At 76.6% G+C, this 15532-nt stretch carries 17 protein-coding genes; 8 read left to right on the forward strand and 9 right to left on the reverse strand.

The genetic code is table 11. The annotated features are described in order from the left end of the window. The first annotated feature begins 79 nt into the window (after positions 1 to 79). Positions 80 to 916 (forward strand): CPBP family intramembrane glutamic endopeptidase, encoded by an 837-nt coding sequence (locus ACI8AA_RS06610; protein ID WP_457043697.1) that lies wholly within the window; start codon positions 80 to 82, stop codon positions 914 to 916. Positions 917 to 1049: 133 nt separating this feature from the next. Here the strand turns inward: ACI8AA_RS06610 and ACI8AA_RS06615 are convergent, their stop codons facing one another. Together ACI8AA_RS06615 and ACI8AA_RS06620 are read right to left on the reverse strand one after the other, a co-directional pair. Next, complete coding sequence (locus ACI8AA_RS06615) at positions 1050 to 1382, reverse strand: HNH endonuclease signature motif containing protein (protein WP_457043698.1); 333 nt, start codon at positions 1380 to 1382, stop codon at positions 1050 to 1052. A gap of 30 nt (positions 1383 to 1412) precedes the next feature. Then, entirely contained in the window at positions 1413 to 2225 is an 813-nt protein-coding gene (locus ACI8AA_RS06620) for a DUF222 domain-containing protein (protein ID WP_457043699.1), read from the reverse strand. A gap of 117 nt (positions 2226 to 2342) precedes the next feature. Here ACI8AA_RS06620 and ACI8AA_RS06625 point away from each other — a divergent pair, with 117 nt between their 5' ends. The 5 genes from ACI8AA_RS06625 to ACI8AA_RS06645 all read left to right on the forward strand — a co-directional run bounded on the left by ACI8AA_RS06625 (position 2343) and on the right by ACI8AA_RS06645 (position 6962). After that, positions 2343 to 2996, forward strand: coding sequence for a DNA-3-methyladenine glycosylase I (locus ACI8AA_RS06625; RefSeq protein WP_457043700.1), 654 nt, complete (start codon positions 2343 to 2345; stop codon positions 2994 to 2996). 74 nt (positions 2997 to 3070) lie between these two features. After that, complete coding sequence (locus ACI8AA_RS06630) at positions 3071 to 3238, forward strand: DUF3117 domain-containing protein (protein WP_012947303.1); 168 nt, start codon at positions 3071 to 3073, stop codon at positions 3236 to 3238. A gap of 89 nt (positions 3239 to 3327) precedes the next feature. Further along, entirely contained in the window at positions 3328 to 4854 is a 1527-nt protein-coding gene (locus tag ACI8AA_RS06635; RefSeq protein WP_457043701.1) for a leucyl aminopeptidase family protein, read from the forward strand. A gap of 7 nt (positions 4855 to 4861) precedes the next feature. After that, complete coding sequence (locus tag ACI8AA_RS06640) at positions 4862 to 6325, forward strand: hypothetical protein (protein WP_457043702.1); 1464 nt, start codon at positions 4862 to 4864, stop codon at positions 6323 to 6325. After that, positions 6309 to 6962: a DUF4232 domain-containing protein gene (locus ACI8AA_RS06645; RefSeq protein WP_457043703.1), complete on the forward strand. Its 654-nt coding sequence runs from the start codon at positions 6309 to 6311 to the stop codon at positions 6960 to 6962. The genes ACI8AA_RS06640 and ACI8AA_RS06645 overlap by 17 nt, the downstream gene beginning before the upstream one ends. A 4-nt stretch (positions 6963 to 6966) precedes the next feature. Here ACI8AA_RS06645 and ACI8AA_RS06650 read toward each other — a convergent pair whose 3' ends face one another. Together ACI8AA_RS06650 and ACI8AA_RS06655 are read right to left on the reverse strand one after the other, a co-directional pair. Further along, on the reverse strand, positions 6967 to 7476 hold the full coding sequence (locus tag ACI8AA_RS06650; RefSeq protein ID WP_457043704.1) for a DinB family protein: 510 nt from the start codon (positions 7474 to 7476) through the stop codon (positions 6967 to 6969). A 27-nt stretch (positions 7477 to 7503) separates the two neighbouring features. After that, on the reverse strand, positions 7504 to 9006 hold the full coding sequence (locus tag ACI8AA_RS06655; protein WP_457043705.1) for a phytoene desaturase family protein: 1503 nt from the start codon (positions 9004 to 9006) through the stop codon (positions 7504 to 7506). A 127-nt stretch (positions 9007 to 9133) separates the two neighbouring features. Here ACI8AA_RS06655 and ACI8AA_RS06660 point away from each other — a divergent pair, with 127 nt between their 5' ends. Together ACI8AA_RS06660 and ACI8AA_RS06665 are read left to right on the forward strand one after the other, a co-directional pair. Beyond that, positions 9134 to 9517, forward strand: a complete 384-nt coding sequence (locus ACI8AA_RS06660) for a hypothetical protein (RefSeq protein WP_457043706.1) — start codon at positions 9134 to 9136, stop codon at positions 9515 to 9517. A gap of 85 nt (positions 9518 to 9602) precedes the next feature. Beyond that, positions 9603 to 10286 (forward strand): DUF6766 family protein, encoded by a 684-nt coding sequence (locus ACI8AA_RS06665; protein ID WP_457043707.1) that lies wholly within the window; start codon positions 9603 to 9605, stop codon positions 10284 to 10286. Here the strand turns inward: ACI8AA_RS06665 and ACI8AA_RS06670 are convergent. The 5 genes from ACI8AA_RS06670 to ACI8AA_RS06690 all read right to left on the reverse strand — a co-directional run bounded on the left by ACI8AA_RS06670 (position 10211) and on the right by ACI8AA_RS06690 (position 15508). Next, positions 10211 to 11266: an MsnO8 family LLM class oxidoreductase gene (locus ACI8AA_RS06670; protein ID WP_457043708.1), complete on the reverse strand. Its 1056-nt coding sequence runs from the start codon at positions 11264 to 11266 to the stop codon at positions 10211 to 10213. The two genes, ACI8AA_RS06665 and ACI8AA_RS06670, sit on opposite strands and share 76 nt — an antisense overlap. After that, the gene (locus ACI8AA_RS06675) at positions 11266 to 12372 is read right to left on the reverse strand and encodes a spore photoproduct lyase family protein (RefSeq protein ID WP_457043709.1); all 1107 of its coding nucleotides are present in this window, start codon (positions 12370 to 12372) and stop codon (positions 11266 to 11268) included. The genes ACI8AA_RS06670 and ACI8AA_RS06675 overlap by 1 nt, the downstream gene beginning before the upstream one ends. A 70-nt stretch (positions 12373 to 12442) precedes the next feature. Further along, positions 12443 to 13177: a GAF domain-containing protein gene (locus ACI8AA_RS06680; RefSeq protein ID WP_457043710.1), complete on the reverse strand. Its 735-nt coding sequence runs from the start codon at positions 13175 to 13177 to the stop codon at positions 12443 to 12445. Positions 13178 to 13217: 40 nt separating this feature from the next. Further along, a complete protein-coding gene (locus ACI8AA_RS06685; protein ID WP_457043711.1) occupies positions 13218 to 14303 on the reverse strand; it encodes a hypothetical protein in 1086 nt (361 codons plus the stop codon). Next, the gene (locus ACI8AA_RS06690) at positions 14300 to 15508 is read right to left on the reverse strand and encodes a PP2C family protein-serine/threonine phosphatase (protein WP_457043712.1); all 1209 of its coding nucleotides are present in this window, start codon (positions 15506 to 15508) and stop codon (positions 14300 to 14302) included. The genes ACI8AA_RS06685 and ACI8AA_RS06690 overlap by 4 nt, the downstream gene beginning before the upstream one ends. Positions 15509 to 15532: the final 24 nt, after the last annotated feature.

The raw sequence follows: 15532 nt of genomic DNA on the forward strand, positions 1-15532 counted from the left end.
GGTGACTGGGTGCAGAGCCTCCGTCGGACAGTGGCCCGTTGCACATCTGCGGTCGTGCCTGTGCTGCCAGGATCCTGCTGTGACCGAGACCGCGTCCGCCCGCGCTTCGTTCTGGAACCGACCGGCGACGTGGAAGGCATTCGCGCTGGTCGTCGGCTACCTGGTGCTCTACCTCGCGGCCGGGCTGCTGCTCGGCCTGCTCTTCGGCGACGCGGTCGACCCCGACAACGTGCTGGCCGACGCCACCAGCGTCTTCGTCGGCCTGGTCGCACCCATCGGCATCGGCGCGGTCGCGCTCCTGGTCTTCACCTGGCGGATCGGCTGGTTGCCGCGGGTCTTCGGCCGGCAGCCCGTCCGCGGCCGCGGCTGGATGTGGATCGGGCCGGCCCTCGTCCTCCTCGCCGTCCTCGGACACGTCATCGCCACCGACTGGGACGCTTGGACCGGTAGCGAGGTCGCCATGCTGGCCCTGCTGGGTGTGTGCATCGGCGTCGCCGAGGAACTGGCCACCCGCGGCCTGGCCGTCACGATGCTGCGCGACGCCGGGCACTCCGAGCGGTTCGTCGCGATCGTGTCCTCAGCGCTGTTCGCGCTGATGCACTCGATCAACCTGCTCTCGGGCATGTCGCTGCAGACGGTGCTCGGCACCCTGGTCTACACCTTCGGCTTCGGCGTCTGCATGTACCTGACCATGCGCGTCACCGGCACCATCTGGGCCGCGATCGTGCTGCACGCCCTGACCGATCCCACCACGATGCTGTCCACCGGCGGCGTCGACCAGGCGGTCGGCACCCAGGCGGCGTCCGGCGGGGCGGTGCTGGCCACCTTCGCCACGATCGCCCTCATCGTCTTCGGGGTCGTCGCGGCCTTCCTCGTCCGCGGCGAGGCCGACGACCGGAGAGTTGCCCACAGCTGAGCCGTCCCAGCCGGCGACGGGTAGGCACGGTGACGATCGTTGTCCCGTGGTGGGCCGCTCAGGGACACCGCCAGCAGTGACGGCTCGCGTCATCCGCAGGGCAGCCCCAGTTCCACCCGTCCCCGGGCCGAGTTCAGGCGGCGGGGGCGAGCGATGGCGGCCGGGTGGTGATCTCGGTGCCGTCGGGCCGGTAGGTGCGCCATGTGCCGGTCGGTTGTCGTTCGACGCGGAAGCCGTGGTGGACCTTCGTGTGGTGGCGTTCGCACAGCAGCGCGGAGTTGTCGAGGCTGGTGTCGCCGCCGTCGATCCAGTGGATGAGGTGGTGGACGTCGCACCACCAGGTCGGCGCCCCGCAGCCGGCGAACACGCAGCCGCCGTCGCGCAGTTCCGCGGCGCGCCGGATGTGGCGGCTGGCCAGTCGCTGTTCCCGGCCGAGGTCCAGCGGTGTCCCGTCGGGGCCGAACACGACGCGGGAGACGGCGCCGTCGCAGGCCAGTCAGCGGGCTCTGGCGGCGGAGATGGTGGCGCCGGAGCCCAGCCGCCCTGCGTTGGGGCTGCTGGCCGGGTCGACCAGGTCGTCCAGGTCGATCCGCACGGCGATCTGCGGCTTGTGCCCGCGCAGGATCGGCAGGGTCCCGGCGGCGAGGGCGTTGTCGGCGACCTGCACCAGCGCGTCCCCCAACCGCTGGGCGCGGGTGCGGTCGTCGCCGGCGGGGCGGTCGGCCTGCACGTGGGCCTCCAGGGCGGTCTGCAGCCTCTCCCCGCCGACCGGGTCCAGGTGGCCGCGGATGCTCAGTGACCCGTCGGCGTGCCTGGCCAGCGTCAGCGACCGGCCCTCGGTGGGGTCCGGCTCCGGCCCGTCGGGATCCAGGTCGTTGCAGTAGTACTGCACCACCTGCACCAGGTCCGCGTGCTCCCGCTCGACCGCGACCCCGGTGAGGACCGCGTCGATCACCGCCAGGTCCACCCCGACGGCCGCAGCCGCGGCCAGTCGTTCGGGGGTCACGGCGCGGGCGGCCACGGCGACCTGCTCGGCCGACACCAGACCTGCCGCGTGCGCCTCGGCGAGTGCCGGCAGGTGCTCCAGCGCCCGGCCGTTGCGCACTAGCCGCGACGCCTCCGCCGCCGACAGCCGGCAGTGCCCGCGCAGCCAGGAGGCCATTGACTTCAGCCCGTCCCGCTCCGGCGCCTGGGACAACTCCGCTGCCCGCACCGCGCGGGCCAACCGGGCGTCGATCCGGTTGCGCTCGGCGACCAGCGCGGCGACGTCGTCGAGGACGTCCCCGCTCCCCAGCTCACCCGAACACATGATCGAAGCCTAGTGCATCCGGTGGCCTCCTGCAGCGCGAATCCCCAGGTCAGCGTCTCGTCCACAGATCGCCGACCGCCGTCGTGCAGCCGGCCCGGACGGCGGTAGGACCTGCCCATGACGACCGACCTGTCGGACGGCGCCACTAGCGTCGCCGTCGTGGAGCCCGTGCCGACCACCGACCGCGTGCGCTGCGCCTGGGGTGACAGTGCCCCCGAGTACGTCGCTTACCACGACGAGGAGTGGGGCACCCCGCTGCACGGCGACGACGCGCTGTTCGAGCGGCTCTGTCTCGAGGCGTTCCAGTCCGGCCTGTCCTGGATCACCATCCTGCGCAAGCGCCCCGCCTTCCGGGCCGCCTTCGCCGGCTTCTCCATCGACGCCGTCGCCGCCTTCACCGCCGACGACGAGGCCCGCCTGATGGCCGACGCCGGCATCGTCCGCAACCGCGCCAAGATCGCCGCCGCGACCCGCAACGCCCGCGCCGCGCAGGAGGTCCCCGAGGGCCTGTCGGCGCTGCTGTGGTCCTTCGCGCCGACGGGGGAGCGCCCGCGGCCGGCCACGCTCGCCGACGTCCCGGCCACCAGTCCGGAGTCCACCGCGATGGCCAAGGAGCTCAAGCGGCGGGGGTTCGTCTTCGTCGGACCGACCACCGCCTACGCGCTCATGCAGGCCACCGGCATGGTCGACGACCACGTCGCGACGTGCTTCCGCGCCACCCGGGAGGGGGCTCCGGTTGGTTCCGCGGCGGTCATACGGGATCATGGGTAGCGGAGCTCACTGCACGAGACACAGCCACACCGCAGCCGCACAGGGGCGACGGGTGGCCGGCGAAGGAGGCACGCATGGCGGCCATGAAGCCGCGCACGGGTGAAGGTCCCCTGGAGGTCACCAAGGAGGGGCGCGGCCTGGTCATGCGGGTGCCGCTCGAGGGCGGCGGCCGGCTGGTCGTCGAACTGTCCCCCGACGAGGCCGCAGCGCTCTCCGAGGCGCTGAAGGGCGCGACCAGCTGAACGTCCCCGCGAGCTCGCCCTCGGGCAGCACCGCGAAGGACGACGCGGCCCCGGTCGCCGGCAGCACGCCGGCGACCGGGGCCGCACCCTTGCCGCGGGTCGAACTGCTCGCCGGCCTGCCGCACCTCACCGAGGACGACGTCCTCGCCGTCCCGGTCGGGTCCGGCGGCACGCTGCCGACCTGGCTGACCTCGCCCGCCCCCGGCTCCGCCCCGCCGGTCCCGGCCGACCTGCTCGCCGGCGCGCTCCAGGACACCGGCAACACCGGCCGGCGCGGCGCGATCACGAACCTGCCCGTCCCCGGCCGCTCCCCGCGCAGCGTCGTCGCCGTCGGCCTGGGCGACGGGACGCTGCCCCACCTGCGCGGTTACGTCGCCACCGCGGTTCGCCGTGCGCAGACCCTCGCCGAGCACGGCGCCACCCGGCTGGTCCTGCCCCTCGACGCCGCCACCGCCCCCGCCGGGGCCGACGAGGTCCGCGCCGCCGTCGAGGCCGCGCTGCTGGCCGGCTACCGGTTCCGCGAGACGTCGAAGCCGCACCCGCGCCGGCTGGCCACCGTCACCGTGGTCGCCGCCGACGCCGACGACCCCGCCGTCGTCGCCGCCGCCCGCGCCGGGGAGGTCACCGGCTCCGCCGTCGCCTGGGCCCGTGACCTGGTCAACACCCCGAGCAACACGAAGGACCCCGCCTGGCTGGCCGGGCAGGCCGTCGAGCGGCTCTCGGGCCTGCCGCACGTGACCGTCACCGTGCTCGGCCCCGAGGAGCTGGCCGCGGGCGGCTTCGGCGGCGTGCTCGCCGTCGGCGGCGGCTCGGCGTCCCCGCCGCGGGTCGTCGTCGCCGCGTATGCGCCGCCCGGCGCCGGCCCCGCCCGGCCGGTGCTGGTCGGCAAGGGCATCACGTTCGACACCGGCGGCCTGCAGGTCAAGCGTGGGCCCGGCATGCGCGAGATGAAGACCGACATGGCCGGGGGAGCGGCGGTGCTCGCCGCGGTTGACGCCGCGGCCCGGCTGGAGCTGCCGGTCGCGGTCACCGCCGTCGTCCCGGCCGCGGAGAACGCGGTGTCCGGGTCGGCCTACCGTCCGGCCGACGTCGTCCGGCACGTCGGCGGGCGCACCACCGAGGTGAGGAACACCGACGCCGAGGGCCGGATGGTGCTCGCCGACGGCCTCGCCCACGCCCGCCTCCACCTGGGCGCCACGGCGCTGGTCGACGTCGCCACGCTCACCGGCGCGATGCGCACAGCGCTCGGCGCCCGCACCGCCGGGCTGTACGCCACCACCGACGGGCTGGCCGGCGCGCTGTCCACCGCGGCGCTGCACGCCGGCGAGCGGGTCTGGCGGATGCCGCTGGCCGAGGAGTACGCCGACCTGCTCCACAGCGACGTCGCCGACGCGAACAACGCCCCCGGCAACCCGGGCGGCACCACCGCCGCGCTGTTCCTGCGCCCGTTCGCCGGCGACCTGCCGTGGGCGCACCTCGACATCGCGGGCCCGGCCCGGGCCGGCTCCGACGACGCCGAGGTGGTCAAGGGCGGCACCGGGTTCGGCGCCCGGACGCTGCTGCGCTGGCTGGAGGCCGGCGCCCCGCTCGACCCGCCACCGACCGTCACGGACTGAGGAGCCCATGAGCACCGACGACACCGGAGTCGTCTTCCCCGCCGGCCCCGACGGGCGGCGCAGCACCGCGGCGGTCGGCCGCGCCGTCGTCGCCGACGCGCTGCGCCCGGTCGACCCGACCGGCGCCCGCGCCGCGGAGTCCGAGACCAACTGGCGGGCGGGCTACCTGGTGCACTTCCGCCGCCTGGTCGAGGCGGGGCTGGCCTCCCCGGACGCGGCCCGGACCATCGCCGCGGCCGGCCTGGACGCCGTCCACGCCCGGCTGCGGGTGGCCGCCGACGACGGCGAGCAGCCGCTGACCGCGCTGCCCGCGGCACCGGCCGGGCGGGCGCTGCAGACCCGCGAGGTCGCCGGCACCGCCGAGCCCGAGCGCGAGTTCACGCTGCCCTTCCACGGCCGCCGGCTGCGCGGCGACGACCTGCTGCGCCAGGTGGACACCTGGGTCGAGGGCGGCATCGCCGAGCCCAGCCTCGCCGAGGCGGTGCGCACCGTGGCCGCGCACCCCGAGTGGCTGGCGCTGCCCGGCCGCACCGTCGTCGTGCTCGGCGCCGGCGCGGAGATGGGCCCGCTGACGGCGCTGCTGCGGTGGGGCGCCACCGTGGCCGGGGTCGACCTGCCGCGGCCGGACCTCTGGCGCCGGGTGCTCGACACCGCCCGCCGCGGCGCCGGCCGGTTGCTGCTGCCCAGCGGCTCCGAGGACGGCGACCTCGCCGCCACCGCGGGCGCCGACCTCGTGCGCGAGGTGCCCGCCGTCGGCGACTGGGTGGCCGGACTCGACGGCGACCCGGTGCTCGGCGACTACGTCTACGCCGACGGCGCCACCAACGTGCGGGTGTCGGCCGCGGTCGACGCGCTCACCCTCCGCCTCCAGCGTGACCGGCCCGACCTCGCACTGGCCTTCCTCGCCACGCCCACCGACGTCTTCGCCGTCCCCGGCGACGCCGTGGCGCAGTCGGCGCGCGCCTACGCCGGCCGCTCCCGCGCCGGGAAGCTCCTCGGCCGGCCGCTGCGCACGCTCTCGGCCGGGCGGCTGCTGCAGCGGGCGTACGTGCCGGGCACCGACCCGGGCATCAGCGACAGCCTGGTCGCCCAGCAGGGGCCGAACTACGCGCTGGCCAAGCGGCTGCAGCGGTGGCGGGCGACCGTCGCGCGGGCGGCCGGGGCGACGGTGTCGATGAACGTCGCGCCGCCCACCCGCACCCGGTCGGTGGTGAAGAACCGGGCGCTGGCCGCCGCCTACGCCGGGGCGCACCGCTTCGGCGTCGAGGTGTTCGAGCCGGCGACGTCGAACGTGCTGATGGCCGCGCTGCTGGTGCACGACCTGCACACCGGCGGCGGGCCGCGGCACGAGCAGCCGTGGCAGGACGAGGCGTACGCCGCCGTCCACGGCGGGCTGTGGCGGGCGGCCTACGCGCCGCGCAGCGCGCTCGGGCTCGCCGCCGTGCTGGGCCTCGGTGCCGCGCGGGGCTGACACACCGCGCGGGGCCGGGGCGCCGCGGACCCGGTGGCTGGTCCCGCTGCTGGTGGCGCTGGCCGTCGTCGCGGTGACGGCCGGAGCGCTGGCCGCCCGCGCACCGGCCGGCGCCGAGGCCGCGGGCATCGGCGTCCCGCCCGCGCCCACCCCGGCCGCGGAGCCGACCGAACCGACCCCCGCACCCGGCGCCCCGGAGGTGCCGCGGCCGGTGACGCCGACCTGCTCGCCGCTGGGCCTGCTCGTCACCGCCGGCCCGGTCGACGCCGGCCTCGGCCACCGGGGCGTCGTCGTCACCGTGACCAACTGCGGGGACGCGCCGCGGGACGTCACCGGCTACGCCGAGGTCGCCGTCCTCGACGGGACGGGACGGCCGATGCCGTTCACGGTGGCCCACGAGTCGACCTACATGGTCCGCGACCCGGGGCCGTCCCCGCTGGTGCTGCAGCCCGGGCAGAGCGCGGTCACCGGCGTCTCCTGGTCGGCGACGGTCACCGACGGCGGGCTCACCGAGGGGCAGGCGCTGTACGTCGTCCCGGTGCCCGGCCACCCCGGCCAGGCGCTGCCGATGTGGGTCGACGCCGGCACCACCGGGGGGATCGCCGTCGCCGCCTGGGCGACGGAGCTCGCGCAGTAGCGGCTCACTCGCCGGTGACGCCGTCCACCGCCTCGCGCAGCAGGTCGGCGTGGCCGTTGTGCCGGGCGGTCTCCTCGACCAGGTGCAGCAGCATCCAGCGCAGGCTGAACCGGTTGCCGGTGCGCAGCGGCACCGCCGACAGCGCGTCCAGCGACCCGGCCGCCGCGACCACCGCGTCGGTGCGCCGCCCGGCCTCCCGGTAGCGCCCGCGCAGCACCTCCGGCTCCAGGTCCACGGCGGCGTCGAACTCCCAGTCGGGGGTCGCGTCCCAGTCGACGCCGTCCCACGGCGCGGGGATCGGCTCCCCGGCGAACCGCTCCACCGCCCAGGACTCCTCGACCAGCGCCAGGTGGTAGAGCAGCCCGGCCAGGGTGAGCGACGACGGCGGGTGCGCCCGCGCCAGCTGCTCGCGCGAGAGCCCCCTGGTCTTCAGCAGCAGCGTCTCGCGCTGGTAGGCGAGGTAGCCGGTCAGCGTGGTGGTCTCGTCGGCGGTCTCCGGCGGGTCGGTGCGCACCGGAGGACCCTCGCACGCCGGGGTGCGTCAGGCCGGGCCGACCAGCCCGGCGACGATCTCCGCCGACAGGGTCACCAGCGGCAGCCCGCCGCCCGGGTGCGACGAGCCGCCGACCAGGTACAGCCCGCGCACCGGGGCGGCGTTGCCCGGGCGCAGGAACGCCGCGCGGGCGCCATTGCTCGACGTGCCGTAGATCGAGCCGCCGACGCTGCCGGTCTCTCGCGCCAGGTCGGCCGGCGTGCGGGTCACGCACCAGCGCAGCCGGGACCGGACGTCGAGCCCGCGCGCGGCCATCACCTCCAGCACCCGGGTGGCGTAGCGGTCGGCGAGGCCCGGGGTGTCCCAGTCGACGCCGCACTCGGGGTCGTGCCGCGGCGCGTTGACCAGGACGAACCACGACTCGCTGTCGTCGTCGGGCCGGGTGGCGGGGTCGTCGGGGGCGCTGACGTAGACGGTCGGGTCGGGCACCGGGCAGGGCAGCCCGCGGTGCCGGCCGGTGCCGAAGACCGCGTCGAACTCGGCGTCGTAGTCAGCGGGGAACGCGACGGTGTGGTGCGCCAGGCCCGGCGTGCGGCCGCGCAGGGCGAGCAGCAGCACGAAGCCCGACAGCGACGGCGTCGCCCGGGTCAGCCCGCGCCGCACCGCGCGGGTGCGCCGATCCGGCGGCAGCAGCCCGGCGTACAGGGCGGTGGCGTCGGCGCCGGAGACGACGACGTCGGCGGTCACCTCGCCGCCCTCGGCCAGCTCCACCCCGGCCACCCGGCCGCCGTCGCGCAGCACCCGGCGGACCGGGGTGCCGGTGCGGACGTCGGCGCCGTGCTCGCGGGCCCGCTCGGCCACCGCCTCCGCCAGCCGGTGCAGCCCGCCGCGGACGTACCAGGAGCCGAACGCCTGCTCGACGTAGGGCACGGTCGCGAGCACGGCCGGCGCGCGCCGCGGGTCGGAGCCGGAGTAGGTGGCGTAGCGGTCCAGCAGCACCCGCAGCCGCGGGTCGCGCAGGTAGCGGGCGCCCAGGCCCCGCAGCGTCTGCCAGGGCGCGACGGCGGCGACGTCGGCCGGGTCGCGGGCCAGCCGGGCCAGGGTGGCCGCGCCCCGCAGCGGCGAGCGCAGGAACGGCTGCTCGGTGATCGCCCACATCGCCTCGGCCCGCTCCAGCAGCGCCCGCCACTGACCGCCGGCGTCCTCCCCGAGCGCGGCGTCGAGCGCGCCGGGGACCGCCTCGAGGTGCCCGGGCACGGCCAGCCGGGTGCCGTCGGCGAAGCGGTAGTCGACTGCGGGGTCGAGCCGGACGAGGTCGACGGACTCCTCCAGCGGGCCGCCGGTGGCGTCGAACAGGTCGCGCAGCACCTGCGGCAGCGTGACCAGGCTGGGGCCGGTGTCGAAGGCGTGGCCGTCGCGGGCGTACCAGCCGAGCTTCCCGCCGACGGCGCCGGACTGCTCCAGCACGGTCACCCGGTGCCCGAGCGCGCCCAGCCGCGCCGCGGCGGCGAGGCCGCCCAGCCCGGCGCCGACGACCACCACCCGTGCCACAGCGTCACCGTAGTGCCGCAGCTCACCGCCCGATCGGGTGATCACCCGAGGTGGCGGGGCCCGGCTCCCCGTCCGACGATCAGCACACCTGCGGAGCCGATGCGGGAGATCGACGGGAGGACGACCCGTGCGGACGGCGGTGTGCGCGACGGCGGCGCTGGCGGCCCTCGCCCTGCTGGCCGGGTGCTCGGACGCGCACCTGCCCGACGTCGAGCAGGTGGCCCGGGACTTCGCCGCGGCGGACCCCGCCACCCGCTGCGACCTGCTCACCGACGCGGTGGTGCAGGCGCTCGAGCACGAGGAGCCGACCGGCTGCCCCGTGGCGCTCGAGGAGCTCCCGCTCGGCACCGGCGGCGTCGTGTCCGCGCAGGTCTGGGGTCAGGAGGCCCAGGTGCGGCTCACCGACGACACGCTGTTCCTCAGCCGCACGCCCGACGGCTGGGAGGTGGCCGCGGCCGGCTGCGAGGCGGCCGGCGAGGGGCGCTACGACTGCCTGGTGGAGGGCTCGTGAGATCCGTGCGAGTGGTGTTCGTGGCCTACCTGCTGACCGTGTTCGGCGGCGTGGCCTACTGCCTGGTCCTCGCCCTGCTCGGGCGGTGAGCGGCGTGCGGCGGTTCGTCCGGGAGAACTCGCTGAGCCTGGGCTTCGGCCTGCTGTTCCTGCTCACCCTGGCCGGGCAGGCGGTCGCCGGGGCGGCGCAGGTGAGCGAGGACCGGCAGGCCGAGGGCCTCGCCCCGGTCACCCTGGTGCACTACGTGACCTCGTCGTCGTTCGCCGTCGACGTCATGGAGAACTGGCAGTCGGAGTACCTGCAGTTCTTCCTCTACGTGTTCGCCACCGTCTGGCTGGTGCAGCGCGGGTCACCGGAGTCCAAGGAGCTGGACGACGTCGGCACCGAGAGCGACGAGGCGCAGCGGACGGGGGCGCACGCCCGTGACGACTCGCCGGCGTGGGCGCGGGTGGGCGGCTGGCGCGGCGCGCTGTTCTCCCGGTCCCTGGGCCTGCTGTTCGCCGGGATCTTCCTGCTCACCTGGGCGGCGACCTCGGTGGCCGGGTGGGCGGCGTACAACGCCGAGCAGCTGCAGTCGCACGCCGACCCGGTCAGCTGGGTGGCCTATCTCGGCCAGGCCGACTTCTGGAACCGCAGCTTCCAGAACTGGCAGTCGGAGATGCTCGCGGTCGGGTCGATGGCGGTGTTCGCCGTCTACCTGCGCCAGCGGGGGTCGCCGGAGTCCAAGCCGGTCGGCGCGTCCCACGGGGACACCGGCGCCACGGGGTGAGCCGGGGCGCCCAGCAGGCGGGCCAGGGCCTCGTCGGAGGCGGCCAGCGGCGCGCGGTCGTGCGTGCTGCCCGCGGCGACCAGCTCGGTCGCGCCGGTGCGCTCGGCGAGCTCTGTCAGCCGCGCGGCCACCTGCGGGGCGGTGCCGGCGACCGCCGCGGCCGCCGTCCGCTCGGCGTGCCGCCGCTGCACCGCCGTCATCGGCGCCGCCCGCACCGCGGCCACCGGCTCCAGCGGCGGGAAGACGCCGGTGGTGCGCGCCTGCGCCATCGCCCACGCCTCGGGCAGCAGCAGGTCGGCGGCCTCGGCCGCGGTGTCGGCGACGAGCACGTCCAGGCTGATCGCGACCTCCGGCTCCGGCGCCTGCTCCGAGGGCCGGTAGGTGCGGCGGTAGCGGGCCAGCGCCTCCCGCCCCGGCTCCGGGTCGCCGGCCACCCCGAGCAGCGGCCCGCCGACGACGACCGGCAGGCCGAGCGCCGCGGCGACCTCCAGGCCGCGGCCGGTGGCCAGCACCCACATCGGCACGTCGCCGACCGGGCGCGGGTGCATCGTGATCTCCGCGGTCCCGTCCAGGTGGGCGCGCAGCTCGGCGAGGTCGGCGGCGAAGTCGCGCTCGGTCTCCCGCAGCGCCCGGCGCACGGGCGGGGTGAAGCCCGGTGAGCGGCCCAGCCCCAGGTCGACGCGGCCGGGCGCGAACGCGGTGAGGGTGGCGAACTGCTCGGCGACGACGAGCGGCTGGTGGTGCGGCAGCATGACGCCGGCCGAGCCCAGCCGGATCGTCGTCGTCCGGCCGGCGACCGCGGCCAGCAGCACCCCGGGCGCGGCCCCGGCGATGCCGGGCACGCCGTGGTGCTCGGCCACCCAGAACCGCGCGTAGCCCAGCCGCTCGGCGGACACCGCCCGCTCGACGGTGCCGCGCAGCGCCGCCGCGTCCGGCTCGCCGGCGCGGGTGCGCGACCGGTCGAGGAGCGAGAGCCGCATCAGAACGCGTACCGGACGCGCAGCCAGGGGGCGTGGGCGGCGATGAGCGCCCGCAGCCGCTCGACGCCGGCCCGCTTGACGTCGTTGCGGTAGCGCACGTTCCACTGGCCGTTCTGGCTGCGCTTGGGCTGCTGCAGGTCCGGCCGCCACAGCAGGTCCTCGGCCTTCGGGTGCCAGCCGAGGTTGACCTCGTGCAGGTCCCGGTTGTGGGTCAGCATGATCACCTCGGCGGCCGCCTGGTCCTTGGCCGCGGGGGAGAGGGTGTCGTCGAGCTGCCGCAGCAGCTGCGCCCAGGCGGCCTCCCACCCGTCGCGCAGCACCACCGGCGAGAGGTTGAGGTGCACCTCGTACCCGGCCTCGACGAAGTCGTCGACGGCGGCGACGCGCTCGGCGACCCGGCTGGTGCGCACGTCGACCACCCGCGAGTCGGCGTCGGGCATGAGCGAGAACCGGATGCGGGTGCGGCCCCGGGGGTCGAGGTCGAGCAGCTGCCGGTTGACGTACTTGGTGGCGAACGACGCCTTGGCGGTGGGCAGCTCGCGGAAGGTGGCGACCAGGTCGGCGACGTTGTCGCTGACCAGCGCGTCGACCGAGCAGTCGCTGTTCTCGCCGATGTCGTAGACCCAGCTGACCGGGTCGCACTGGTCGGGCTCGGGCTTGGGGCCCTGCCGGGCGACGTGCCGGCGCAGGTAGCCGGTGATCTGCTCGATGTTGGTGAAGACGGTGATCGGGTTGGCGTAGCCCTTCTGCCGCGGCACGTAGCAGTAGGCGCAGGCCATCGCGCAGCCGTTCGCCGTCGAGGGGGCGATCCAGTCGGCCGACCGGCCGTTCGGGCGGGCGGTGAGCGACTTCTTCACGCCGAGCACCAGCGTCTCGGTCTTCACCCGCACCCAGCGGTCCACGTTGCCCTCGTTGCCGTGCAGCTCGGGGATCTTCCAGTGCGAGGGAACCTCGACGACCTCCGCGCCGGGGAAGCGGGCGAGCACCTCGCGGCCGCGGGCGGAGTCCAGGGCGGCCGGCTCGGCGTAGACGGTGCGGACGTCGAGCAGGCGCGTGGGGGAGGGGACGGGCGCGGACACGGCGGACGGCGGGGGCGCTGCGGTCACGCGGGGTACAGCGCCCGCGCGCGGGGCCGGATTCCGCCCCTGACCTGCGGGGACGGTCACACGGCACGGGTCAGTGGTGCCAGTTCGGGGCGAGCTCGCGCACGTCGAGCCGGCCCTGCTCGAGGTCCTCGGCGACGTCCTCCACCGCGCGCCCCCCGGCGTAGGCCTCGGCGCGCAGCAGGTCCAGCGCGGTGGCCGGGTCGGTGTCCAGCGCCATCGCCGCCCGGCCCGCGGCCCGCAGCACCGCGGCCCGCCGGCGCGCCTCGGGGCCGTGCAGCCAGTCGGGGCCGCGCTCGGCCGGCCAGTCCGACCAGACGGCGGCGTCGCTGAGCGCCGCGGTGACCAGCTCGCCGACGGCCATCGCCGCGAAGACGTCGAGCTCCGGCACGGCGGCCTCGTCGGTGAAGTACAGGTCGAGCGCCCCGGCGCCCGCGAGGTCCTCGCGCAGTGGGAGGGCGACCACCGCGCGGAACGGCGTCTGCGCGGTGAGCAGGTCGGCGAAGGGCATCCAGCGGCGCCGCAGGTCGTCCAGCAGCGCGAACACCGGCTGCCGCGTCTCCTGGGCCTCCCAGCACGGCCCCCCGCCGACGGTGAACTGCAGGCGCTCGGCGCACGCGGCCTCGGTGGTGCTCGCCCCGAGCGGGATGCGCGAGCCGGACCCGTCGACGACCGACAGCCCCGCGGCGTCGACCCCCAGGGTGGTGACGCAGGCCCGGCTCAGGCGGACCGGCAGCAGCTCGGCCGACCCGGGGCTCCCGGCGGCCTCGGCGTCCAGCGCGGCGGCGAACCGCGTGGAGATGGTCACACGTCATCCTCGCCCCGTACGGGCACCGGGGCCATCCCGGTCACCCGGCCGCGTCCGGCCGGTGCGCGTACGCCGCCCCGCGGACGGCGTCGTCGTCCTCCAGGCCCGCGCCCAGCGCCCCGCCGACCGTCGCCAGCGAGCTGGTCAGCCAGGCCAGCTCCAGGTAGTCGCCGATCGCGGCCGGGTGCCCCAGCCCCTCGGCGAACAGCGCCGACGGCACCAGCAGCAGCGAGCCGGCCAGCGCGAGGGCGAACAGCGCGGCGTAGAGGGTGAGCACCCCGATGACCACGGTCGCGACGGTGGCCAGGTTGAACAGCGCCACCTGCTTGCGCACCCGGCGCGAGCGGGCCCGTTCCCACAGCTCCGCGCCGACGACCAGCGTCGCGCAGATGGCCACCACCGAGCCCAGCCCGACGGTGGACAACCGCAGCCAGCCGAACCGGTCGGCCAGCCGCCAGATGTCGGCGGTCACCAGGGCGAAGACGCCGGCCGCGACCGCCGCCGTCAGCGCGCGGGACAGCTGGATGGTCAGCCGCCACGGCCGGTTGGCCCGCACCATGCCGACCAGCAGCCGCAGGTTGCCCGTCAGCACCCGCGCGGTGAACCGGACGCCGTCGGGGGTGTCGGCCGGGTCGGTGGCCAGCTCGCGCACCCGGCGGCGCAGCGCGGCCGGGTCGTCGTCGCCCTCGGCGTCGCCGAGCAGCGTGCGGACCAGCCCGACCGTCGTCTGCAGCGCGCGGCGGCGCCGGCCGACCGCGCCCAGGGCCGGCAGCGACAGCACCGCGACGCCGTGCACCGGGCTGGCGTGCGCGACGACGGTGCGCCGGTCGACCGACAGCGGCAGGTCGGTGACGACGACGGCGAGGTCCCACTCCTCCGACAGCAGCCGGTCGCGCGCCGCGGCGACGATCTCCGCGTCGTCGGCCGGCGGCTGGACCAGCCCGTCCTCGACCACGCGGACGTCCCACACGACGTCGGGGTGCCGCTCGCGCAGCGCGCCGGCCAGGTCGGCGGCCAGCTCGTCGGCCACCTCCACCGGCGCTCCGGGCGCGGCGACCAGCCCCACGACGACGTCGGCCGGACCCGCCGCCTCGCCGGTCAGGGGTCCTTCCGGTGCCGTGCTCACAGCCTCAACCGCTCCTCGTGCCCGGTCTGCCACTCGACCATGACGATGCTCGCGTCGTCCTGCAGCCGGCCGTCCTGGTGCTGCATGACGCTGCCCATGAGCCGGCGCATCGTCTCCGGCGGCGGGTCGCCGGCCAGCTCGGCGCGCACGACCAGGTCCGCGAGCCGGTCCTCGCCGAAGAACGCGCCGCCGGGCGAGCGCGCCTCGACGACGCCGTCGGTGTAGAGCAGCACGCGGTCCCCGGGGCGCAGCTGCATCCGGCACACCGCGGGTGGCGCCGCGAGCAGCCCCAGCGGGCGCGCCGGCGGGCAGGCCGGCGGCCGGATCAGGGCGCCGTCGCGCACGACGATCGGGTCGGGGTGCCCGCAGTTCACCCAGGTGAGCAGCCCGGTGTCGAGGTCGAGCCGGGCGACGGCCGCGGTGGCGAACCGGCTGCCGGCGAACTGGCCGGCGACGACGGCGTCCATCGCGGCCGCGACCGCCGGGAGGTCGAGGCCCGCGCGCCGGGCGTGCCGGTAGGCGCCGACGGCGGCGGTGGTCAGCAGGGCGGCGGGCAGGCCGTGGCCGACGGCGTCGAGCACGGCCAGGTCCACCAGCGCGCCGTTGACCGCGTAGTCGAAGGTGTCCCCGCCGATGTCGTAGCTCGGCTCGAGCGCGCCGGTGATGACGACGCGGTCGCTCGCGTAGGTCAGCGGCGGCAGCAGCTCCCACTGGATCTCCGCGGCCAGCGTCAGCTCGCGGCGCCGCCGCAGCCGGGCGAACAGGTCGCTGTAGGCGTCGCGGGTGACGACCAGCTCGGCGACCAGCGAGGTGAACGACCGCGCGTCGTCCTCGAGGTCCGGCGTCGGGTCGCCGTCGAGCACGTACTCGACCACGCCGACCCGTTCGGCGCCGTCGAGCAGGGGCACCCACAGGCTGGCCGGCCCGTCGCCGGCCGGGGCGTGGACCGGCTCGACCCGGCGGAACGCGCGCCCGGCCACCGACCCGTCGATGGTCAGCTCCTGCCGGGCGGGCACTCCCTCGCCGGGCAGGGGCAGCAGGACGTGCTGGGCGTAGTCGGCGAGGTAGACGACCGCCCCGCGGACGCCCAGGCGCCGCGCCTGCTCCGCGACCACGGCGCCGAGGTCGTCGGCGGACAGGTGGTGCGACGCACGGACGAGCGCCCGGACGGGGTCCCGCTCGGACGGGCGCGGATCGGTGGCCACGACGGGTCAGGATCGCATCCCGGC

It is taken from the genome of Geodermatophilus sp. SYSU D01180 (assembly GCF_054050415.1).

What these genes read in the sequence shown, in the direction of transcription:
- ACI8AA_RS06620 (WP_457043699.1), bottom strand. Translation starts at nt 2,225, where the DNA reads ATGTGTTCGGGTGAGCTGGGGAGCGGGGACGTCCTCGACGACGTCGCC.
- ACI8AA_RS06625 (WP_457043700.1), top strand. Translation starts at nt 2,343, where the DNA reads ATGACGACCGACCTGTCGGACGGCGCCACTAGCGTCGCCGTCGTGGAG.
- ACI8AA_RS06630 (WP_012947303.1), top strand. Translation starts at nt 3,071, where the DNA reads ATGGCGGCCATGAAGCCGCGCACGGGTGAAGGTCCCCTGGAGGTCACC.
- ACI8AA_RS06640 (WP_457043702.1), top strand. Translation starts at nt 4,862, where the DNA reads ATGAGCACCGACGACACCGGAGTCGTCTTCCCCGCCGGCCCCGACGGG.
- ACI8AA_RS06670 (WP_457043708.1), bottom strand. Translation starts at nt 11,266, where the DNA reads ATGCGGCTCTCGCTCCTCGACCGGTCGCGCACCCGCGCCGGCGAGCCG.